Source organism: Pseudomonas sp. CCI4.2, from assembly GCF_034350045.1.
GTDB lineage: Bacteria > Pseudomonadota > Gammaproteobacteria > Pseudomonadales > Pseudomonadaceae > Aquipseudomonas.
In genome coordinates, this window is sequence record NZ_CP133781.1 from 1,980,631 (window position 1) to 2,004,135 (window position 23,505).

Annotated in this window: 14 protein-coding genes; 5 read left to right on the forward strand and 9 right to left on the reverse strand. The window is 56.2% G+C overall.

Annotation, left to right across the window (positions count from 1 at the left end; all coding sequences use genetic code 11):
* Nucleotides 1–42 precede the first annotated feature (42 nt).
* Both RHM65_RS08925 and RHM65_RS08930 read right to left on the reverse strand, forming a co-directional pair.
* Entirely contained in the window at nt 43–786 is a 744-nt protein-coding gene (locus RHM65_RS08925; RefSeq protein ID WP_322184729.1) for an abortive infection family protein, read from the reverse strand.
* Nucleotides 787–1,033: 247 nt separating this feature from the next.
* The gene (locus RHM65_RS08930) at nt 1,034–3,160 is read right to left on the reverse strand and encodes a CHAT domain-containing protein (RefSeq protein WP_322184731.1); all 2,127 of its coding nucleotides are present in this window, start codon (nt 3,158–3,160) and stop codon (nt 1,034–1,036) included.
* A gap of 321 nt (nt 3,161–3,481) precedes the next feature.
* Between RHM65_RS08930 and RHM65_RS08935 the strand changes: the two genes are divergently transcribed.
* The 4 genes from RHM65_RS08935 to RHM65_RS08950 all read left to right on the forward strand — a co-directional run bounded on the left by RHM65_RS08935 (nt 3,482) and on the right by RHM65_RS08950 (nt 15,399).
* Nucleotides 3,482–8,440 (forward strand): AAA domain-containing protein, encoded by a 4,959-nt coding sequence (locus RHM65_RS08935; RefSeq protein WP_322184733.1) that lies wholly within the window; start codon nt 3,482–3,484, stop codon nt 8,438–8,440.
* Nucleotides 8,433–9,989, forward strand: coding sequence for a hypothetical protein (locus tag RHM65_RS08940; protein WP_322184735.1), 1,557 nt, complete (start codon nt 8,433–8,435; stop codon nt 9,987–9,989). The genes RHM65_RS08935 and RHM65_RS08940 overlap by 8 nt, the downstream gene beginning before the upstream one ends.
* 767 nt (nt 9,990–10,756) lie before the next feature.
* Nucleotides 10,757–14,797 (forward strand): Pls/PosA family non-ribosomal peptide synthetase, encoded by a 4,041-nt coding sequence (locus RHM65_RS08945; RefSeq protein WP_322184737.1) that lies wholly within the window; start codon nt 10,757–10,759, stop codon nt 14,795–14,797.
* Nucleotides 14,794–15,399, forward strand: a complete 606-nt coding sequence (locus RHM65_RS08950; RefSeq protein WP_322184739.1) for a 4'-phosphopantetheinyl transferase family protein — start codon at nt 14,794–14,796, stop codon at nt 15,397–15,399. The genes RHM65_RS08945 and RHM65_RS08950 overlap by 4 nt, the downstream gene beginning before the upstream one ends.
* A 419-nt stretch (nt 15,400–15,818) precedes the next feature.
* On the opposite strand, the gene RHM65_RS08955 is transcribed toward RHM65_RS08950, so the two are convergent.
* The 7 genes from RHM65_RS08955 to RHM65_RS08985 are packed head-to-tail and all read right to left on the reverse strand — an operon-like array spanning nt 15,819 to nt 22,375.
* Nucleotides 15,819–16,862: an ABC transporter substrate-binding protein gene (locus RHM65_RS08955; protein ID WP_322184741.1), complete on the reverse strand. Its 1,044-nt coding sequence runs from the start codon at nt 16,860–16,862 to the stop codon at nt 15,819–15,821.
* Nucleotides 16,862–18,028, reverse strand: a complete 1,167-nt coding sequence (locus tag RHM65_RS08960; protein ID WP_322184743.1) for an FAD-binding oxidoreductase — start codon at nt 18,026–18,028, stop codon at nt 16,862–16,864. Before RHM65_RS08960 ends, RHM65_RS08955 begins: the two co-directional genes overlap by 1 nt.
* A complete protein-coding gene (locus tag RHM65_RS08965; protein ID WP_322184745.1) occupies nt 18,025–19,377 on the reverse strand; it encodes an FAD/NAD(P)-binding oxidoreductase in 1,353 nt (450 codons plus the stop codon). The genes RHM65_RS08960 and RHM65_RS08965 overlap by 4 nt, the downstream gene beginning before the upstream one ends.
* The gene (locus tag RHM65_RS08970; protein WP_322166310.1) at nt 19,374–19,664 is read right to left on the reverse strand and encodes a (2Fe-2S)-binding protein; all 291 of its coding nucleotides are present in this window, start codon (nt 19,662–19,664) and stop codon (nt 19,374–19,376) included. The genes RHM65_RS08965 and RHM65_RS08970 overlap by 4 nt, the downstream gene beginning before the upstream one ends.
* Before the next feature lie 15 nt (nt 19,665–19,679).
* A complete protein-coding gene (locus RHM65_RS08975) occupies nt 19,680–20,474 on the reverse strand; it encodes an ABC transporter permease (protein WP_322166309.1) in 795 nt (264 codons plus the stop codon).
* Nucleotides 20,475–20,477: 3 nt separating this feature from the next.
* Nucleotides 20,478–21,350: an ABC transporter permease gene (locus tag RHM65_RS08980; RefSeq protein ID WP_322166308.1), complete on the reverse strand. Its 873-nt coding sequence runs from the start codon at nt 21,348–21,350 to the stop codon at nt 20,478–20,480.
* Nucleotides 21,347–22,375, reverse strand: a complete 1,029-nt coding sequence (locus tag RHM65_RS08985; protein ID WP_322166307.1) for an ABC transporter ATP-binding protein — start codon at nt 22,373–22,375, stop codon at nt 21,347–21,349. The genes RHM65_RS08980 and RHM65_RS08985 overlap by 4 nt, the downstream gene beginning before the upstream one ends.
* Before the next feature lie 242 nt (nt 22,376–22,617).
* Between RHM65_RS08985 and RHM65_RS08990 the strand changes: the two genes are divergently transcribed.
* On the forward strand, nt 22,618–23,454 hold the full coding sequence (locus RHM65_RS08990; RefSeq protein WP_322166306.1) for an IclR family transcriptional regulator: 837 nt from the start codon (nt 22,618–22,620) through the stop codon (nt 23,452–23,454).
* Nucleotides 23,455–23,505 lie beyond the last annotated feature (51 nt).

A 23,505-nucleotide genomic window follows, 5' to 3' on the forward strand; every position in this document is an offset into this window, starting at 1 on the left:
GTCAACCGGTCGGTTGTCCACTTAATGGCCCTTGTGTCTTTTTCAGTCCGTTAGTGGTGCTTTCGCCTCCCATGTGCTCAAAAGGTATAGTGCTAGCGATCCGGCTAAATTAACCGCCAATTCCGCATGTCTTGGAGCTGGTTTGACGCCTGCCTTTCCTGTGCCATGAGAATCGCTGAGTCGATTTCGAAGAGCGCCCAGTCCTTCTACTACTGATGTGCATCCACCAAGAATCTGTTTAAAGACCTTCTCCGTGTGTTGAGAGGGAGCAAGGTTGAGCTGTTCAGCTGTTTGGCGATACAGCTTGTTAAGGTCCGGAGTCTCTTCATATTTGGCACCTGCTTCCTCTAAGATGTGCTTGCAGACAGATTCGAGAAGGGTTCGCGCCATTGTGATTGCACCTTCTGGGTCAGTCGTGCGCCTCTCCAGCGATTTCGTCCAAGCTGTCCTTACATTCTCTGAGTCGAATCTCTCAATTGCACCAGTGACCACATCGTCTGCAGGTGAAAAATTACCTTTTTCAACGTAGTCCAGCAACGGACGGAACTGGTCCCAGAGATAAGCTCTGCGTTCCGCATATGTGCCGTACTTATTCTTTATATATTGCCAAAACTGACTGAGGCTGCGGCATGTGTTGACGAACCGAGGTAGCATCGTTGCAAGCGTAGGGTCATCAAGGAGGGCGCGTCTAAGCATCAGGTACGCCGTATCGTCCTCTTTACCGCCTGTAGCCTGCGAGACCAGAATGTTTTGGAGCGATTCTGCTTCTTCTGATAGTGGATGCATGGCGATGCTCTGTTCGACGGGGCGTGATATATCGCCATACTAATGCCATGACCCCGTGGGATCCAATCACTTCGAGTCCCGGCTGAGGCTTGACGGCTTCAGCTATGGCCGGTCGCCTTAGTGTAATTAGTCGTCGCGTAAATACAATCCATAAAGAAGTTAGATAGCCTTGTGATTAGTCGTCGAAATTTGCTTGGGAAAATATTCTCAATATGAAGAGTCAGGTTTTTCTCGCTTTTTCATTTGGTTATTGAGTGGTATGTGTTTTTTTATCAGTCAATATTATTAAGGTTTCTGGTCGGCCAAGCTGGCAGTAGTTCATCGTCTCCATCATTGGATGGTTATTTTTTATTTGGTCGATAAAGTGGCTAGGGGGTAGTGATGTCAGTTTGGCTAGCTTTTCAAGAATATTTTCGTGCCAGTCCGGGTTTAGTGAGTTTATGTCCTCACTTGCCTGAATATGAATTTCATTATATTGTATATCATTAATCAGCGCTAAGTCGTCTCTGAAGTAATGGAGCATGTCTGTCGTATAGGACATTTTCAAAAACGTACTAATCATGCTTCGCCAGGAAATTGCATTAAAGTCTAGTACCTTTAAGACTGGCAGGAAACTGTCTATCCTAAACAAAATCCTTGCCATAAATATTGCGGACGGCGTCGCTTCTACTGGTAAAAATGTTCCAATAACACTAAGTGCGCCGGATCGAAGTAGCCCATTTGCTACAGATGCATGAGAGCCGCTTATTGGGCTAGTCAGGCATGCACTGAGCATAACTATAGGCGGGATTCTTGCCTTCTCATATAAGTCCCATGTATTCAACTTCTCCTCCCCAATTGCAAGCCAACTAATACCCTCAGGACCGTCATGGTCGCCATGGCAGTCAAAAATCACAATCGCACCATTGTAGCTATTCAATGCAGATATGGTTTCTTCGATTGTTTCGACGTCAATTATTTTTACGGAGAGGCCATGCTTGAAAGGGAAAGTCTCGGTTGCTACTTGAAGATAATTTTTAATTGGGTCGCTTGGTCGGAATGAGCGTATTACTAATACATTTAGTAGGGAGTCTTTGTGGATATATTTTTTCTGCCCTGCGAAGCTGAGTTGCATTAGCATATTGCCCGGTGTCGTTGGTATTTTCGATACTTCATGACTAATCATCAGCGGAAGTTTGTCGAAGTATAGCCATTCTATTGGGACATCGCTTAGTATTTTGCAAGCGCCGCTTTTCGTATTGATGTGATTGATCAGTTTTTCGTCTATGTCGCCGATTAAGCCCTCAGTTATTTTTCTAAAGGCTTGCTGAAATTTTTGGCTTGAATTAGGGTTCTCTTTTTTCGAAAGCTGTTCAATTTCCTTGAGCTGTTTAGATCTCAGATTTACACTATTAGGTAGCCGAGCTGCGGGTAAAAACTCACTGGTGGCTATGAAGGCTGCACAAAGATTCGTTATAAAAAGCTCTTTTTGTCGGGAAGCTATTATTAAACCAGCCATCGGGTCATGATATGGATTGTTTTTGTCAGCCCCTTCAACGGATATTCCAGAATATTGGCGGTTTTTGAATATTCCATTTTTTATTAGTTCTCGGTGCCACTTTAATTTTACCTTTCGTAAGATTTGATTCCAGTAAATGCTGCTCATATCTTGGTATTTTGTAAACACAGATGGTGCGTACAACACGATTTCTTGGCGGCCGTCATATGCTTGGGTATTTATGATACTGAATATTGAGTCCGCATTTTCCAGCATTGCGTCTATATAAGAGTCTGGGTCGGATGCGACCAAGGTTTCTGACTCTGTGAACTCGAAGCCCAGTGCGTGGTGTGTTAGTTCTCCAGCTACTGTGACACCGGAAGAGCGAATAGGAAAAGGAGCTTTGAGGTTGTAAGTGCTTCTAGTTTCTTTGGATGGGTGTTGACCTGTTTTGTGTAAGTGAATCGATATGTATTGATCGAGTACTTGGGATAAAGGTGTGGTTTGGTTTTGAAGGTTTATAACGTCATAGGTATCATGATCGATGAGGCTTACAATGAGTGGAGGATGTTTAAATTTTCTACAGGTTCGTATGACGGAATCTAAATCTACCGGGCGACAAAAGAAAATACAAAAGCACTCGCTATGTGTATCAGGAACGGAATCTATATGCGAGGCGCTTATGGGAGTCGCATTCTTGAAAGAAGATTCGCGCCTTGACTCAAGTAGTTGTTCATATGTATAGAAAATTTCAAATGGAGTATTTGGTGCGCAGCACAGGGCATGAAATAAGAGTATCGATTCTGCTTCTGCTAACCCAGGGTGGAACCCCTGAAAGGTAGTGAATTTTTCTTCCGTGAGGGCAGGGATTACAAAAAAATAGTGAATTTCATCCATGATGGCTCCGCTAAGCGTGTTGATCCAGCCATCAAAGCTTAGCTGGGCTAATGTCTATATGCTATTACTCGCTCATAAGGAGAACCAAACAACCAGTTCAATGTAGCTGCTGTCTATGGGCACAATGCCATCATTCAGATACCATTCGCATCAATCGGGATACAGGGACAAGCCTACGGGACTTATCTGAGTCTGAAGCTAGCACTGACAGCGTTTATTAAAAGCCAGCAGGAGCTGTGGCTGAGACGAGCTGGTTGCCAAGGAGGCACTATTCCCTAGGCGCCGCTCCATGGGCTGCAGGTCGGCAACAGGGAAGCCATTATGCAAATCGTCGTTCGGGGCAATGGGTTGCACAAGAGCGAGACAAACGCTCTGGATCAGATGCAAAAGCACCTGCGTGAGAGCTGGTTCGGTTACGCATCGGTATTGGTTGCGGATAAGCAGGGGTCGATGGAGTTCGACCTCATTGTCGTGACGCATGACCGCGTGCTCGTGGTCGAACTCAAAGAATGGCACGGCAAGCTGACCAACTATGATGGCAACTGGATCATTACCACCCCGCGTGGCGAGCAGAACAGGGGCAAAAGTGCCTATCACCGCAAGCGAGACCAGGGGTATCGTCTGGCGGCCATTCTCAAAAAAGAAATAGGACACAAGCTGTCCTACGACCCCTACGTCGAAGCGCACGTGGTGCTCTGTGGTAGCGCGACGCCTGAGCACCTGCCTGAAGGGGAGCGCAAGTATGTTCACACCCTTGAAGACTTTCTGAAGATCGCGGGCAAAGGCTATGAGAGCCTCGTTCAGCAAGTGCGAATGATCAAGTTCGACGAAATGGGCAGGCTAAGACCCAACAAAGCCCAGCCCATTTTCGACAGCTTCTTTCGGGGTAACCGTGTAGAACTTGCTGAATTCCAATATCTAGAATACACCGCTGCTCATGCCCCAGACCGCGTGCATGATCAGCATCTGTTCAGTGAGTATCCCGCCACCAACGTCGGCCCTCCTATTGGCAAGGCCATGATGCGTCGCTGGGATTTGGCAGCTTTGGGGTTGGCATTTCACGATGACGAGACTTGGCGCCGTGTGGTGACGCGAGAAGACTTTGTCTTTCGTACCGCCAGCGCTGCGAACAGCCCGCTAGAAGATTTTCTTCTCAGGCCTTTGTCCCCGATGGTTGAGGACAACATCACTAGTGACTGCGTCGAACTATTCGAGATTCGCAAGAACACCCTGCGTCTTGAGCAGCACCTGAATCTGCATGGCCACAAATGGTCGGTTGATGATCGTCTTGACCTGACCAAGGCCCTATTGGCGCCCTTTGCCGAAATGCACAGCATGGGTTTTGCACACCGGGACATCGACACGCAGAACCTTTGGTACTCTCAGGATTCGCGCATCGTCTTGGCCTCCAGTTTCCACGCAGCCTTCGTCCCTGACAAAGGCACGGTCAAGGATCTGGCCGAACGTCTAAAAAGCAACACGACTCTCCTTCCAGAAGATGTTTATGCCTCACAGGGTGATGTACTCAGCCCGTTTGCCAAAGACGTCTACCTGCTGGCCCTGGTCGCCCACAAGATTTGTTTTCACTGCGCCAAGTTTGTCCTAGAAGAAGGTATTTGCGTATGGCGCTCGGTGGCCAGTGACCCCTTCGATGGCAAACTGGACGCATTCTTCGCCAAGGCAATGGATCTAGAGCAGAAGAACCGCTTTGCCAATGCTTCTGAAATGCTCGCTGAATTTAACACCCTGGCGATCGGCAAACCGCTGCAATATGACGACACCCAGGAGGTCATGCAGGAGATTGCCAAGGGCGATTTCGTCAAGGCCGATTGGAACCCCTACATGCTGATGAGCTACTTCCCGCCAGCGCCAGGGATCGTTCCTATCGGCACTGCAGAGAAAATGGTTTATCGGTGTGTGTTCGACTCTGAAGAGGCGCTATTCAAGTTCTGGCCGAAGGCCGTGGTCGACCTGAAGAATCCTGGCACCAACCGCCGTATCCTGCGCATGAGAAAGCGCATTGAGCAGTCCCTTGAGGACGAATTGCCACTGCCAGCGCTGCTGACCCATGGCATGTTTGCAGGCGGCAACGGACTGTTTGTCGTCACGCGCTTCGAGCAGGGCACTGGCTGGCCTGAATTTGTTACGACCCTGGACAAGCTTGAGCAAAAGCTGGAGGCCGCTTCGGCACTCTGCAATCTGCTGATCAACGTGCACGGCCTAGATTTTGCGCACGGGGATCTGCACCCAGACAACATTCTGGTTCGTCCAAGCGATGAGGGTGACCCTCTTTCGCTGATGTTCATTGACGCACTCGATTTTGGCGACACCTCTGATCCCTACAATGTCGAATATGGCCCGGCAAACCCGGCCAGCACCGACAGCTTTGGTCGCGACTGCTATGCGCTCTACAAGATCGTAGGCGAGCTCCTAGGAGCTGAAGCCCCTACATCTCTGGTCGCCGAGTTAGCTTTGGCTAAAGAGCAGCCGAACGGGATTCCCGTTGCCATCGATCCACTGAATGAGACCCTCAAGGCAGAGCTCGAAGCTCTTCGAAAGCCTATCGCACCTGAATTACCTGCGCTGAAATTTGTCGCTGACGTCTTCCGGTGGCCCACAGAAGAGACATTACTTCAGGGCAGAGAGTCTGCGTATTACCTGCAGGTCGAGCGCGCTGACCGCAATCCAGAGCAGCTATACATCAGGCTGACCGCGCTGGACAGGCGTCTGGCATTCAATTTTGATCCCGTGCACCAGACGCTGTCTTCGCCTTGGCTCTCCGATGTGTCGTTCAGCGATTACATTTCGGCAGGGCACAAAGCTCAGGCTACCTTCATCCAACCCATCACCGTTCAGAAAGGTATTTCAACCAAGGCTACTGATGAGGCGTTCGTACACTTTCTGCTGAGCCAAGAGCCCGTGCAGAGCTTCCTGAAGAAACCCGAGTCGGTATCAGGTGAAGAGGAGGGCTGTGAAGACAGTGATGAGTTCGCCGATCAGAGCATCAGGCCATCGGCAATCTGGAAGGCAATGCTGGAAACCGAAGGTGACCAGCTGATGCGCGTCGAAATCGAGAATGCCGCCTTTGAAGAGAGCGCTAGTGGAGCACTACTCATTCCCTATGTGCCGCAAAATGGCCAGGATCTAGACTTCAACGAAGATGCCGGTGACATCGGCATCTTCCTGGAGGGCGAGAACCGCCCGTTTGGTGAGGTGGTGGCCGAAGAGTGCAGTTCAACACGAATGGCTGTGCGTATTTTTTCTGCCGGCATTCGCAGCGTCAAACAGAAGCTGACTCCGGGCACGGAGCTTATTTTTGAGTCCAAACTCAACAACGCCTCTCGCGAGCGCCGCAAGAAAGCCATGGAGCGCGTGCTCAACGGAGTGTCCCGAATTGCTCACCTCCCTGTCTACTTCGATCAAGCCGGGGCCCTGCAGTCCAAGGTGACTGGCAAGATCCCGGATGAAGTTGCTATCCGAGAGCGCTATGACTCGGATAAGGGGCAACTCAATCCACGCCAAGTCATAGCTTTCCAGCGGGTAATCTCCGAAGGGCCGATCGGTGTATTGCAGGGGCCGCCTGGCACGGGGAAAACCGCCTTCGTCACCAAGCTGATCCACTACCTGTTTGAAAATGAGCTGGCGGGTAACATCCTGCTGGTGGGGCAATCACATGCCTCGGTGGACACGGTCGCGCTCAAGGCTCGCGAACTGTGCTCAGAGCTCGGCACAGACATCAGCGTCATTCGCCTGGGCCACGAATCGGCCATTGACGATCAGATGCTCCAGTGCCATTCCAGTTCAATTCAGCGCCAGATCCGCTTCAAGTTTCAACGTGAGTACGAAAAGCGGATCAATGCCCTGGCTTCCCGGCTCATGCTCAGCCAAGATCTGGTCGAAGAACTGGCCAAGCTGCACCGCAGCATCAGTCCGCTTCTCGATCGTATGCGCACGTACACCAAGCAGAGGGACGATATCGCTTCCAAGCGCCAAATTAGCGAAGAAATCCGAAGCGAAAGGGTGATCGACTATGACAACAAGATCAAAAGCTGTGTCGAGTCACTGCAGCATCACATGGACAGCCGGGGCTATGAATTCACCCTGCCCTCGCCCACCGCGCCCGAGTTCTGGCGCGAGTTGTCCAACCAGGTGGCGCGCCAGCACGGTGTGACCAATCAGCTGGCCCTGCAGCGCCTGAACAACCTGATCAGCATCAGCCAGGACTGGATCGATGTTTTGGGCTCGGGAGCGGCCAACTACGACAAGTTTCTGGTCAAGACCTCCCAACTGGTGTGCGGCACCCTGGTAGGCATTGGAGCGGGAGCCTTGCACATCGAAGAGATGGAGTTCGACTGGGTCATCGTCGACGAGGCAGGCCGTGCGCAAGCTTCGGAGCTCATGATTGCCATGCAGTGCGGGCGCCGCGTTTTGCTGGTGGGTGACCACAAGCAGTTGGCCCCCATGTACGAGAAAAAACACGTGCGCGCAGTGGCCAGGAACCTGCAGATTGATGAGCGTGAAGTGGTGAAGACCGACTTCGAGCGCGCCTTTACGGTGAACAATGGCATTACCCTCGACACTCAGTACCGAATGATTGAGCCGATTGGAAACATTGTCAGCCACTGCTTCTATAACGACGAGCTGCACAGCTACCGCAAGAAAGCGGATTCGTGGTGCGATGAACTTCCGTATCCGTTCAACAAACCTGTCAGCTGGATCGACAGTGGTTCGGGAGACCGCGCGGTCAATGAGGATGAGCCCCAGAAGGGTAAATTCGTCAACAAGCATGAGGTTGCGATTTGCTTGCACTTGCTGCGTCAGCTCGCAAGACCCGAACACATGGAAAAGCTGAATGCCAAACGTACGCCGATGAACCCTCAACCCATAGGGCTGATCACCATGTACCGAGGTCAAAAGCGCTTGATCGAGGAAGAGTTGAGTCGTGCTGAGTGGGCGGCACCGCTTAGAGATGCAGTCAGAATCGATACGGTTGACTCGTACCAAGGCAGCGAAAACACGTTATTAATTCTTAGCTTGGTGAGGAACAATGACAAAGGCCTCCAAGGCTTTCTTGTTGATCAATCGCGAATCAATGTTGCCTTGTCCCGGGCCAAAGATCGCTTAGTCATCATCGGTTCCAAGAAAATGTGGAGCGGGGTGAATACACCAACTGCACTAGGGAGTGTGGTCAGTTATGTGACCGAGCAACATGCCAAGTCACCTGACGATTACGAAATCGTAGATGGCACCACTGTGATCGAGGGTCAGCGCCATGAGTGAAGAATACCAAGCTGTTGATGCCTCAGGCTTTCGCATTTGCAACACAATCTCCCTGCTTTTGCCTGCATACCAGTATCAAATAAGCTGCTCATGGACGAAGGAAGTCTCCTTGCCTGCGGTAGAGGAGTTCACGTGTCGTCTGCTGTTGGCCTTGCACGAAGTGCTGCCTGGAGAGATTCGTGAGTATTTCGGCTTGTCCAAGCGCGAATGCGAGGTATTGATCGAAACTCTCATCCGAAACAAGCTGGCCGTCTATACGAATGACGGACATTTGACGCCTTCAGCGATGCTCACAGATCGCACCAAGGGAAGCACATCGGCCAGTCCGAGTCTCACCAAGTATGAAGAGCGGATCGAGCGCCCGATTTTTGAGTTGCTGACCAAGACCATAATGCCGGCCAGTCAGAACAATCGCACTCGCTGGGGGCTGCCGCAAATTCCGGTGCCGGCGGAAAATAAAGCTTGGTCCGTTCAGGCTGTGGCAGATGCTTTCGGCGACCAGTATCGCGCTTTTCTGGATTTCTCCAAGCTGCCCGAGTCCGAAGCTCGGAAGACCAGGCTCTATAAGGTCGGTGCATGCGATCAGGCGGCTCCAGTGAACATTCAGGTGGATCTGGAGATCGGTCTGCTGCCAACCCAGGCGGGCAATGTCGAAGTCATCAAGCGCGTTGCCGAGAAAGTTGGCGGCACTCGCCAGCGCCCCTTAAGTATGGAGCTCGAAGCCAAGATTTCCGACTATCTTAATAGCCTACGGATGCCTAAGGGCGGCATGACTCTCCAAGCCTATTGTGAGGAGTTCGGGGATGAAGTGTTGACCCGTTATCTAGATGACCGAGGTCTGGATATCAACACGTGGCTGATCGATCATAAGGAACGTAGGACGGGCTACGGCAGCCAAGCCACTAGGGCTATGATCGGGCCGATTTACGAGAACAACAACCGGATTGCTTTGGGGCGGATGCTCGAAGACCTCTCTCGGGACTGGCCAGAGGGTCAGGTTCACTCGGCATTGTGGCTGTCGAGCTCTGTGCCTCTGTGGGCAGCCAACGGGACATTGATCAGCGACTTCTGCCGCAGGACCGCTGAGAAGCTCAGTGAGGCGCCTCACGTCAAAGGTCGAATTACCGCTATCGTCCCATTCGATGAAAAAAGGGAGTTCGGCCAGCTGCGCAGCACGTATCACAATCGGATTCCTAACGGAATTGCTTTCGAAGGAGCGGATCTTCAGGACCGGTTCGAGATCTTCCTGGTCCCTGGGCAGTTGGCCGTGGTGCAGTACCACTTTCAGCCCAGTGACGAGAGCGCGGCGACGGTCCCGATTGGTTACATCACCTGTGATCCGCAGCGTGTTGCCCACATTGACGGCTTCCTAAATTCCCGACTGGTCGGGAGAGGTGAGGGCCATGTGGTGTGGAGTGAGGATTCTGAGCGAGACATCGCTAATCATATGGAAAAGGATCGCCTGGAGCTAATCCAGTCCAGTGGGTCCGGACTTCCGATGTCTAGCCAAGTTAAGCTCACAATCAAGAAGCCGCCTAGAAAATTCTAGTGGGTTATAACGGGCTGCTTTAGAATTTTTACAGTTCTAGTATGTTCAGCTCAACGGGGCGTTGTGTGCACGCGGCGCCTCGGTCGAGGCGCCATACATATATGCTCCATTCAATTTTAGGCTGGTGGAGGCGGATGCTACAAACGTGACTCCAGGCCTTCAATGGAAATCGTTTGGCACTCTATGTTCTGAGGCTCGTACCGTTGGTCTGAATTTAAGCGAAGTTCAGACAAGCAGCTTGAGAAATACACTTATCGATTTTGTAAAGTTTCCTAAGCCTTGCACGGCATAAATTTACGAAAAACCTTACACTGATAAGGTTCCGGTGTAGTGATGATCCGTCCAATACCCAATAAGATATGAGCTTAAGCCCACTCAGTCGTTCGTCTTGCTGACTGTCTGGTACTCATAACCGTTCTAGAGTACCGCTCCTAAAGAACTAAACAGAGGCTCCCAGCTCAAGCAGCCGGGGGCCTTTTTTGTTAGCCCCATCTAACCCTCGATAACACCTCCATCCTGCGCATCACCCCTCAAACGCATCTAACTCTAAATAACTCCCCCGACAAACGGTCCCACCCAACGCCACCAACCCCAAAACCTTACCCCATCTTCGCAATCCCCCATCCCGCTCCCCACCCACACCAAGCGTTCAACCTCCGTACAGCTTTCCTCTGACAGACTCATTTTTGCCGAGCCCCAGCGCCTAAAGGGACAGCCTGCCGCCGCCCCCCAATACTTCCAAAAACAATAATCCGAAGGCCTCCCCCATGAATACTTCGACTTTGCTGGAGCCTGATCAGAGCGTCTGTTTATCAGACGTGCTGTATGGCGCGATTCGCCCTGAGTTATTGCGTGAGGAGGTACTTGCCGATTTGCTCGAAGCCAGTGCGCTGCGCAGTCCGGGGCAGATTGCTTTGATTTTTGGGGATCGGCAGCTCAGCTATCGCGAGTTGGATCGGCAGGCGGATCAGGTGGCGTCGGGTTTGATCAATGCGGGCGTGTTGCCGGGGCAGATTGTCGGGTTGTGGCTGCCACGCGGTATCGAATTGTTGGTGATGCAAGCGGGTATCGCTAAGGCGGGAGCGGCGTGGTTGCCGCTGGATCAGGACACGCCGGTTGACCGCTTGCACATCTGGATGGACGACGCGGGGGCGGTGGGCGTTGTGTGTTGTGAGGCGTTGGCGTCGAGCTTGTCCGGCATTGGTCTGCCGCTGTGGACTGCCGAGGCGTTGTTGAGTCCAGGGGAGGGTGCGTTGTTGCGTCGGCACGGCGCGTTGCCGGAGCATCCTGCTTATGTGATCTACACCTCGGGTTCTACCGGGAAGCCCAAAGGCATCGTGATTTCCCAGCGCAGCATTTGCCACTTTTTGCGCAGTGAAAACGCGGTGCTTGGCATCCGCGCGGCGGACCGGGTGTATCAAGGTTTCTCTGTAGCGTTTGACATGTCGTTCGAAGAAATCTGGATCGCCTATCTGGTGGGCGCGACGCTGTGGATCGGCCCCAAAGAAACCAGCGGCGACCCGGAAACCTTGCCACGCATGCTGACCGAGCAGCGCATCAGCGTGTTGCACGCCGTCCCGACTTTGCTGGCGTTGTTCAGCGAAGACGTGCCGAGCCTGCGCCTGATCAACCTCGGCGGCGAGATGTGCCCCGAGTCGTTGGTAGAGCGCTGGAGCCGGGCCGGTCGGCAGATGTTCAACACCTATGGACCCACCGAAGCGACAGTCTCGGCCAGCCTTGCGCGGCTGTCGCCTGGGCAGCCGGTCACCATCGGAACGCCATTGCCCAATTATGGTTTGTTGGTGATTGCCCCCGATGTGGTGGCCGGCCTCCCGTTAATCCTGTTGCCTCGTGGTCAGACCGGCGAGCTGTGCATCATCGGCCCCGGCTTGGCCGACGGTTACCTCGGGCGGCCGGACCTGACCGTGGAAAAATTCCTGCCCAATCCATGGGCCACGGGTTACCACGATGAGTGCCTTTACCGCACCGGTGACTTGGCGCGAATAGACGTCGACGGCCAGGTGCAGTGCCTGGGTCGGGCCGATGATCAAGTAAAAATTCGCGGTTTCCGGGTTGAGCTGGGTGAAATCGAATCCCTGCTGGCGCAGCAGCCCGGCGTCGGCACGGTGGCGGTTTTGCTGCGCAACGAAGACGGTATCGACCAACTGATTGCCTATCTGGTCGCGGACACTGTATTGCCGCCCCAAACCTTGGCCGCTCAGTTGCGTAAAACCCTGCAAGCGTCTTTACCGGCCTACATGGTACCGGGGCGGTTCGAGCTGCTGGACAGCATGCCGCGCCTGACCTCTGGGAAGATTGACCGTAAAACGCTCAAGTCCCGACCAATCAGCATTGATACCAGCAGCGCCAGTCTTGAGTCCGACGTGGCTGAGAGCGCGGCCGAGCAGTTTCTGTTTGCAGCTTTGGGAGCACTCTTCCCCAGCCAGCCAATCCGCCGCGATGCTGACTTTTTCACAGATCTGGGCGGCCACTCGTTCTTCGCCGCCCGGCTGGCCTCAGCCTTGCGCGCCGATGCACGGTTTGCCCACATCACCGTGCGCGACATTTATCATCAGCGTCGCGTCGGTGCCATCGCCGCCGTATTGGAGCAAACCCCTGAGCAAGGCCCGGCCCACGTGACGTGGACGCCGCCTTCAGCTTTTCGTCGTTGGCGCTGTGGCGCGGCTCAGGCACTGGCATTACCGGCGCTGGTCTGCCTACGAATGATCCAATGGCTGGCGCCGTTTTTTGCGTACGACTTTCTTACCAGCAATTCGGGCGACTCCGCAGCTTTCGCCACCGTCGCCTCGGTGGCGGTATTCCTAGCGGCTACCGTGTTGCAATTCGGCGTCGCGATCATTGGTAAATGGTTGATTGCGGGCCGGCTGAAACCGGGCAGTTACCCGTTGTGGGGCGTGACCTATTACCGCTGGTGGGCTGCCGACCGTCTGGTCGAGTCGGCGCCGGTGTACCTGTTGAGTGGCTCATCGCTTTACCCCCTCTGGTTGCGTGCGCTCGGTGCCAAAATCGGCAGCGAGGTCATCATTGGTTCGATGAACGTGCGGGCTCCAGAGCTGTTGGTCATCGGTAACGAGGTTAGCGTCGGCAACGGGGTCAGCTTCGAAAACGCCCGTGTTGAACGCGGAGAGTTGCACTTGGGCGCCATCACCGTGGGCGACAACGCCTGCGTCAGTTCTTATGTGGTGATGGAAGGCGGCACTGCCGTCGGCGAACTCGGCCATTTAGAGGCTCAATCAGCCCTGGCTCAGGGTTGCAAGGTACCGGCTGGCCGGGTCTGGAAAGGTTCGCCAGCACGGGATGTCGGCGCGTTCGATGCTCGATCCCAGCGACCAAGGCCTGACGTCACGCAGCAACGTCGTCTCGGGGAGACGCTGTTTTTCGTGTTTGGCATCCTCCTTGTCGCCCTGCTGTTTTTCATCCCGGTGTTTCCGACCTTTGTGCTGATCGACTGGCTTGACGTGCAGAGCGTTATGCCTTGGCTGCAAGGTGACTCCGTTGTCGTGCAACTGGCGCGCTATTTCGTCTTGGCGTTCCCGGCCAGTGCCGTACTGATTGTGCTGACTGCATTGTTATCGGCGGCCCTGCGCTGGATCGCGCTGCCGCGCCTGAAACCTGGCAGCTACCCGGTTCACAGCACGACCTACTGTGCCAAATGGTTGGTCAGTCATATTCAAGAATCGAGCTTGAACGTGTTGTCCGGCATTTACGCCACGGTTTATGCGCCGTTCTGGTTTCGTCTGCTAGGCGCCAAGGTCGGCCGCGACGCCGAGATTTCCACCGCCCAAGGGGTTATCCCGGACATGCTGACGCTGGGCGATGAAACCTTCATTGCCGACGCCGTTATGCTCGGCGACGAGCAGATCGACGGTGGCTGGATGACCATGCGCCCAACGGTGATCTCCCACCGTAGCTTCGTCGGCAATGGCAGCTACATTCCAGACGGCACCGTGTTGCCGGAGAACGTCTTGATCGGCGTTCATTCCCACGCGCCACTCAACTCACAACTGTCGGACGGCGACACGTGGCTCGGTTCGCCGCCAATCAATCTGCCGGCGCGGGAAAAGGTCATCGGCAGCTACCCCGAGTCCCTGACCTTTCGCCCATCGCCCCTGCGGCGGTTAGCACGGGGATCGATTGAAGCGGTGCGCATCGTTGTACCTCACGCGTTGGTGGTCGCGGTCGGTTACACCGTGATGCTCGATTTGATGCCGCTGGCCAAAGACGGTCGCTGGGCGGCAGTGATCGGCTACCTCGCCCTTATTGGACTGGCGTATGGCGTCGGCAATTACCTGTTTGTCGTGGCATTGAAATGGCTGCTGATGGGCCGTTATCGCAAGCGCGCCGAACCAATGTGGACCCCGTTTGTGTGGGTGTCCGAAAGCATCACCAGTGTCTACGAAAGCATGGCGGCGCCGAACTTCATGCGTTACCTGAGGGGCACGCCGTGGTTGCCTTTGGCGTTCAATCTGCTGGGCTGCAAGATTGGCCCAGGGGTGTACATGGACACTACAGACATCACCGAATTCGATTGCGTCTCCATTGGCGATGACAGCGAGTTGAACGCAGGTGTGTGCCCCCAAACCCACCTGTTCGAAGACCGAATAATGAAAATCGATCACGTGGTTATCGGCAAGCGAGTCTACATGGGGCCACGCAGCGCCGTGCTGTACAGCGCGCAAGTGGGTGACGACGCACGCCTTGGTCCGCTGACGTTGGTAATGAAAGGCGAACACATTCCGGCCACCAGCAGTTGGACCGGTTGTCCGGCGGCACCGGCCCGAGCATGATCCCTAACGCGCTCGACGCCTTAACCGTATTTCCATGGCCTGGTCCGCCGTCGCACATACGGACCGGCGTGCTATTGCTGCGCACCGCAACCCCGGTCGGCGCCAGTCGAGTCTACGCCAGGGATCACATTCGGCAGGCGTTAACCGAAACCCTCGCACTGACCCTGAATGTGCCGCAGTCGGCTATCGTGGTTATGTCGACGCCAGGACAACGGCCGCACATTGTCATTTCGGGTATCGGTGAAGTGGGTTTGTCGATCAGCCACGAAAGCACCCTGTCGCTGGCGGCGGTGAATTTACACGGCCAAGTCGGCGTAGACGTGATGCAGGTGCAGCAAACGCCAGATTGGCACGCGGTGGCGCTTGATTATCTCGGTCCGGTCGTCGCGGCGCAGTTAATGGACATTGAACCTGCGCAGCGTGAGAAGGCGTTCGCCCAAGCCTGGTGTGCCCATGAAGCGCGTCTGAAATGCCGAGGTCGGGCGTTGGATGAGTGGTCCCAAGAGAAACAACTCTCGTGCCGTACTTCAGAACTGGCGTTGCCCGAGGGATTCGTTGGCGCATTGGCCCTGTGTTCCACAAAGGCCCCCCTCGCTAAATAACGCTCCGGTTTTTCTGCCGGAGCCATCACCTCATCTATCGCCCGTTTGTCTAGCTCCAGCGCGCCCTCCACTGCGCCCGTTGCTGATTTGCCTGATCTCAACCCATCGAAATCTCCGTTTCCAGATATCTGCTCATGGCTTCGACCCGACTGCGAGTCTTGTCGGCTGTAGGCGGGGTGGTTCATATAAGCCGCGTCGCCAACAAGTTGGCTCTCAGATCCTGTGGGAGCAGGCTTGCCTGCGAAGAGGCCCATCACCCCCCTGCTGATTTCGAGCGGAAAACCTGGGTCGCCGACATTGATGCAGCAAACACAATCTGTAGGGGCCAACGTGTTGGCGGTAGGCTGAATGCGGTTTATCAGGCACACCGCTTCGCGAACACGTTCACTCCTATAGCCGATTGACTCGGCTCTCCAGACCTACCGCTCGATGGTCTTGCTCCAGCGCGCATTCCACTCTGGCCGTTGTTGATTCACCTGATCCCAATCGATCGAAATCGCTGTTTCCAGGTATTTGTTCATGGCCTCGACTCGAGCGCGGGTTTTGTCGGTGGTTGGGGTTTTTGGGTTGGAAGGGATTTGATCGCCTTCTTCCAGTGCCGGGCCTTGGGCTTCTGGGCTCAGCAGAAACGCCGCCAGTTTTTGCGCCAGTTCCGGTTGGTCGTTGTGGGCGATGGCGCATTCGGCGACGTTAAGCACCACGGCGCCTTCTTTCGGTTGCGCGTATTCCACCGGCACGCCCAGCAGTTGCAGGGTGCTGACGCCGGTCGGGGTCAGCGGAAAGATGGCCGCTTCATTGGTCTGGACCATTTCCGAGATCTTCGCCGAGCTGGCGATGTATTCCAAAACGTTAGGGCCGACGGTTTTCGGCCACGCTTTGAAGCCCGGTTCAACGTTGGCTTCGCTGCCGCCCTGAATACGGTTGAACATCAAGAAACCGTGCAGGCCGAACGTCGATGACGCCAGGGACTGGAACACCACCTTGTCCTTGAACTGCGGGTTGGCCAAGTCCATCCACGAAGTCGGCGCGCTCCAGCCTTTTTCTTTAAACATTCGCGTGTTGTAGGCGAGGCCGGTTACGCCGAGGGTCACGGCCACGGCCTGATCCTTGATCTTCGCTTTGGCCGGAATATCCGCCAGCACCGGGCTGTCCTGAAGCGTGTCGCACAAACCCATGGAAATGGCGCGGTACATGATGCCGTCGTCGAGGAATATGACGTGCATCTGTGGGTTGTCTTTGCTCGCTTGAACCTTGGCCAAAATGTCCGACGAGGTGCCAGGCACGATCACGACTTTAACGTGGTTGGCCTTCTCGAATGCGGGCAACACCTTGTCGGCGTAAACCCGTTCCATGGTGCCGCCGTTCATGCCCAGGTACAGCGTCGGATCGGCGTGGGCCGTGCCCGTCATTAGCAAGCTGGCCAAGGGTAGACAAGACAGGGCGATACGATTGATGTTCTTCATTAACGCGATCTTCCTCTAGGCAATTGAACGACGGTCCCCGCTTGCGCGGTTTGAGTGGTTTGAAAACGAGCGATTGAAAACGCTTCAATCGGCTGTGTAGCGGAACCTGAACACACCAGTTCGGCGAGGGCCTCACCCACCGCCGGGGCGATCTGGAAACCGGACCCGGCGAAACCGAAACCGTGCAGCAAACCCGCTTGGGTGGTGCTGACGCCAATCACGGGTTCGCGATCTGGCAGATAACCTTCGGTGCCGCTCCAGGTCCGAATCGCTTGGGCGTGCGCAAGAAACGGATACAGCTCGGCGGCGTTGCGCAGGATCTCAAGCACGGCGGCTTGGCCTGGACGTGCCTGCTCCGGGGTCATTGCAAACCCTTGGCCGCCGCCCAACACGCAATTGCCCCGCGCCACTTGGCGCGCATAAATCCCACCGCCTTCTACCCCGGTGCTGACGTCCATCACCATGGGCAACGGTTCGGTGACCAGCATCGCCGGGTGCCCGGTGCGCATCGGCACCGACTCGCCAAATTGGGCGGCGACGTTCCCGGCCCAGGCGCCAGCGCAATTGAGCAGCCACGGCGCGCGAACCTTGATCCCGTTGGCGCAGTGGACGTTGAATGCTTGCCCGTCATGTTCGATGTCGATGACGTTGGCCTGCTCGAACACCCGGGCGCCAGCACGTTGCGCGGCACGGGCAAAAGCGGGCGAAATCAAACGCGGGTTGGCGTGGCCATCGTCCGGGCACAACGACGCTCCTTGCGCCACGTCCCCCACCCACGGATAACGCTCGCGAAGTTCGGCGCGATCAAGCAACTGCAAGCCCAAGCCAAAACCGCGTGTGGAGTCGGCATACGATTGAAGGGCGGCCATGTCCTCGTGACTGCGGGCCAGTTTCAAATGCCCTGATTTCACGTATTCGCCGTCGGTGCCGATCAGTTCGAGCAGGTTGTCCCACATCGCGTGGGCGCGCTGGGACAAGGGCAACTGACTCAGTGGCCGACCTTGCCGGCGAACACCTCCATAGTTAACCCCGCTGGAATGCGAGCCACAAAAATCACGCTCCAGCAGCACCACCCGTTTGCCTTTGCGCGCGAGCATCAAGGCCGCCGAAGCCCCGACGATGCCGCCGCCGAGCACCACGACATCGGTTTCGATCAGCGTGCTCATGACTCAATCTCCACGCCAAACGGCAAGGGTTTGATCGGCGCCTGACCGCGCAACCGACCGATGCTGTTCAGCGCTCGGCCGCTGCGTTGGGCGACAATCTCTGCCGCCGCCGATCCGCACATCCGGCCCTGACAGCGGCCCATGCCCACCCGGCAATGGGCTTTGACCCGATTAAGTTCCCAGTGGCCGTCATCCACCACCGCACGGACTTCACCGGCTGAAACTTCTTCACAGCGGCAAACGATCAATTCGTCTGGCGCATTGGTCGCCCAGTCGGTCGGGAACGGGAACGCCGTTTCCAGCCCATGCCGGAAGTGCTCGATGGCCGCGAGTTTGTGTTCCAAAAACCGGCTGCGAGCGCTGTCGATGGCGCGTCCATTGTCTTCAAGTACGGCCAGTGCGGCCCGCTCACCGGTCATTTCCGCTCCATCGGCGCCCATGATCCCGGCGCCATCGCCGGCCAAGTACACGCCCTCAACCGAACTGCGACCTGCGCTGTCGCGGGACGGCAACCAGGCGCGGTTCAACTCACTCCAGTAGAAGTCGCAGCTCAACAAGTCGGCCAATTGGGTTTCGCTGCGCAGGGCGTGGGCGAATGCCACCGCGTCACATTCCAGCCGTTGCTGGTGTTTACCTTGGCGCCAAGTGATGGCGCCAACCCGTTGCTCGCCGTCGATACGTTCCAGGGTTGCGCCCTGATGCACCGCAATGCCGTGGGCGGTTAGCCAACTGCGGTAATACAAACCTTTGGCCAAAAGGGCGGGTTGGCAAAGCAATGCCGGTAGCGCCCGGCATTGCGCACTGATTGGGGCGCTGTCGAGTACCGCGACCACCGTGGCCCCGGCTTTGGCGTACTGATAAGCGACCAGATACAGCAGCGGCCCGCTGCCACAAAACGCCACGCGCTCACCGATGGCGCAGCCCTGATACTTCAACGCAATCTGCGCCGCGCCCAAGCTGTAGACCCCGGGCAGCGTCCAGCCCGGCACCGGCAAAATGCGGTCGGTGGCGCCGGTGGCGACGATAATCTGCGAATAATTGACTGCGCGAGCATGACCATCGCTCAAGGTGTCCAGGCGCCCGTCTTCGGCATTCCACACCAGCGTCTCGGGACGGTAGTCGATTTGGGTCGACAGATCGTCGATGGCGCGATGCACCGATTCGGCCTTCGACGCCTCAAAGCCATAAATCTGTTTAGCCGTGCGCCGAAAGTTGGCCGGTTGGCGGCGATAGACCTGACCGCCGCCGCGTGGCGATTCGTCAAGCAAACAGGCTTTAACGCCGTGGGCCAACAAAGTGTGTGCCGCCCGAATTCCGGCCGGACCCGCGCCAACAATCACCACGTTCATAGGCGGCGCCCCGGTTCACGGCTGATGATCTGTCCGGCTTCCAGCAACGTCGAGCAGGCCCGCACGCGGCGTCCATCATCCAAGCGCACCCAGCAATCCTGGCAGGCGCCCATCATGCAAAAGCCCGCGCGCGGTTCGGCGCTGAAATCACTGCCGCGCACGAACTCGCCGCAGGTCAACACGGCCGTCAGCAGGGTGTCGCCTTGCAAACCGGTGGCCGGTTGACCGTCGAGGGTGAACGCCAGCGTCGGTCGATCTTTCTCGACCAATCGTTTAAACAACGCCATGTCAGTGCATCCCTCTCAATGTTTACCGACCAAAACTCGGTCTAGGCCATAGACCCGGTCGAGCACGATCATGGCCGCTGCGGTTAACGCGATGACCAATGCCGACACTGCTGCCATCATCGGGTCAATGGATTCGGTGGCGTACACGTACATGCGCACCGGCAGGGTCTGGGTCGATGGCGAACTGACGAAAATCGACAGCGTGACCTCGTCGAAACTGTTGATGAACGCCAGCAGCCAACCCCCGGCGACACCCGGCAAAATCATCGGTAAGGTGATTTGGCGAAACAGGGTAAAGCGGCTGGCGCCCAATGATTCAGCGGCTTGTTCAGCGCTGCGGTCGATGCCGATGGCGGCGGCGATCACCAACCGCAATACGTACGGCGTGATGATCACCACGTGGGCAAGCATCAGCCAGGCGAAACTGCCGTTGACCCCCATCAGCGCGAACAGCCGCAGCATGGCCACGCCCAAGACCAAGTGCGGCATGATGATCGGCGACAGAAACAGGCTGTTCAGGAAGTCGCGGCCAGGGAATGTATAGCGGGTGATCGCTAGTGCGGCGGGCACGGCAATCAGGGTCGCCAGCGAGGCGGCCACGAACGCCAGAATCAGACTGTTGTAGAACGCATGAATGAAATCGGCGCGTTCAAACACTGCTTTGAACCAGCGCAGGGAAAACCCCGAAGTGGGCAAGCTCAGGGTGTTTTCCGGAGTGAACGCCACCAGGCACACCACCACCAGCGGCGCCATCATGAACACCACCACCAAGGCATGAAAACTTAACGACAAAGGACCGTTTTTGGACATGTCTTATTCCCCCAAGGTCTTTTTATAGCGGCGTTCGACAAACCGGTTCCACGTCAGCATCACCAGCAAATTGATCACCAGCAGCACCACCGCGATGGCCGCGCCCATGGGCCAGTTCAGTTCCGACAGGTATTGGTCGTAGACCACGGTGGCGACCATTTTCAAACGTCGTCCACCTAACAGGCCGGGAATGGCGAAGGAACTGGCAGACAACCCGAAGACGATCAGCGTCCCCGACAGCACACCGGGCATGACTTGCGGCAGCACCACCAAGCGCATGACCTTGGCCTGACTGGCGCCGAGGGACAGCGCGGCTTGTTCAGCCGAGGGGTCGAGCTTTTGCAGCGAGGTCCAGACCGGAATGATCATGAACGGCAGCATCACGTGGACCAGCGCGATGATTATCGCGAACGAGGTATAGAGCAGCTTCACCGGATGTCCGCCAAACGCCTGAATCGCCTGGTTGACCAAGCCATCGGAGCCGAGCAGCAAGCTCCAGCCAAATGCCCGCACCACCACGGAAATCAGCAGCGGGGTCAAAATCAAAATCAGGAAAATTGAGCGCCACGGTGTGCCCATGCGGCTGAGGATGTACGCCTCGGGGACGCCGATCACCACGCACAACAGCGTGACCACGGCGCTGATCCACAGCGTGCGAAAGAAGATTTCGTAATAGTACGAATCACTGAACAGGTCGATGTAATGGGCGAAGGTGAACTCGCCGTTTTTGACCCCAAGCTGGTAGTCGAACACGTTGAACGACAACACCAGCGTCAGCACCAGCGGCAGTATCAACAGGCAACTGAACAGAATAATGGCCGGCAGTGACAGCAGATAACCACGTCCGCCGTTGCGCAAAAAGGCGAGCGCATTCATGCATGCACCTCGTCGGCGGCCAGCACGCGCAATAAATCAGCTTGCCAGTCGAGTCCCACCGCCGTGCCTTCAGTCAGCGGCGCGCTGCCGTCGTTGCGGCGGACCACAGTTAGTTCGCCCAATGCAGTGTCGATGCGGTACAGCCATTGGCTGCCGAGGAAATAGCGGACTGAAATACGCCCCTGCAACCGACCGTTGCCGGCGTCGAGCAGGTCGATTTTTTCCGGGCGCAAACTGAGGGTTAGCGCGCCATGGCCAGGGGTGTGGCGTACCTGCGGGCAACCGGCGGCATCGAGGTCTCCGGCGAGCATGTTGGCTTTGCCGACGAAGCCGGAAATAAACGGCGTGCGCGGATGTTCGTAGAGTTTGTAGGGCTCGTCGATCTGGGTCACGCGGCCGGCCTGCATCACCACCACCCGGTCACTGATCGACAGCGCTTCCGCTTGATCGTGGGTCACCATCAAGGTCGTGATGCCGACTTCGCACTGGATGCGACGAATCTCAAACTGCATCTCTTCGCGCAAATTGGCGTCGAGGTTGGACAGCGGTTCGTCGAGCAACAGCACGGGCGGTTCAATCACCAATGCGCGGGCCAGGGCCACACGCTGGCGCTGGCCGCCGGACAATTCTCGCGGGTAACGCTCGGCATGCGCTGCCAATCGCACCAAGTCCAATACCGTGGTCACGCGCCGGGCCATATCGGCCGATGGCACCTTACGCATCCGCAAGCCAAAAGCGACGTTGTCGCGGACGGTCATGTGGGGAAACAGCGCGTAACTTTGAAACACAACGCCCAGCCCACGGCTGCTGGGTTTGGCGTGAGTAATGTCGCGGCCGTCCAGCACGATGCGCCCGGCCGTGGCGTCGACAAAGCCCGCGATCATTTGCAGGGTGGTGGTTTTGCCGCAGCCGGAGGGGCCGAGCAGAGAAACGAATTCGCCTTTTTCAACCGCCAGATCCGTGGCGACAACGGCGTCGATGGCGCCATAGCGTTTGCTGAGGCCTTCGAGTTGGAGAAATGCCATGTGCGCGTTCCACCTTGTTTATTGGGCGCGTCGAAACACGCTCTTTTGTAATGGGCAGATGCGAAGGGATACAGCGGGGTGCGTTGGCGCTCGTTCTAAGCCGGCTGCCAGTGTTGTTCGATTCGCCCCTGTGGACTCAGATTAGGACGAAGCCTAGGATGTGCGAAAGAGCAAATTTCACTGAAAGGATTACTTTTTTCACTTTTATTCGATGACCAAATTTATAAGAAGGAAATAAAGCCATGTCTTCCACTGAGCGGAATCATGAGCCGAAAGAAGTCGGCGTTGGCAGTGTCTCCCGGTTGTTTGCCGTATTGCGCACCCTTGGCACCGCCCCCGACGGCGGCGAGCGAGTCACCCAGTTGGCGCAGCAGGTCGGTTTGTCGCAACCGACCACCCACCGTTTGCTGCGCAACCTGATGGACGAAGGCATGGTCGAGCAGGACGAGCGCAGCAAGCGCTACCGGCTGAGCCTGGAGTTTTTCGCATTGGCGGCGCGGGCAGGCAACACCGGTAACCTTCGGGATCTGGTTCGGCCAAGCATGTTACGACTGAGTGCCTCGTTGGGGGATTCATTGTTTCTGTTGGCCCGCAGCGGCTTCGATGCCATTTGCCTGGACCGCAGCGAGGGGCCATACCCGATTCGGACCTTCACCGGCGACATCGGCGGGCGCGTGGCGTTGGGCGTGGGGCAGGGCAGCTTGGCGATTCTGGCGTTCTTGCCTGAAGAAGAGCGCGAGACCGTGATCTGCTACAACCTGCCACGGCTCAAGGACTTTCACCTGTATGACGAAGTGTTTCTGCGTTCGGAAGTGGAGAACGTTCGGCGCCTGGGGTATGCGGCGCGCAATACCGGCGCGCTGCCGGGAATGGCCGGCCTTGCCGTGCCCATTCTCAACCGCGACGGGCATGCCGTTGCGGCGCTCAGCGTTGCGACCATCACTGATCGCTTGGGGCCGGATCGACTGCCGACGGTAGTTGAGTTGCTCAAACGCGAAGCGGCGGCCATCGGCCCTAAGATCAACCCTTTCGACCCCACCCTGCGCCGGCCTTCGCAGATTTTTGGGGGAAGAAGTTAAATCGCAGGCTTCGCAATGTGCCTGAAACACCGGGTCGTTCCCTTCCCGAAT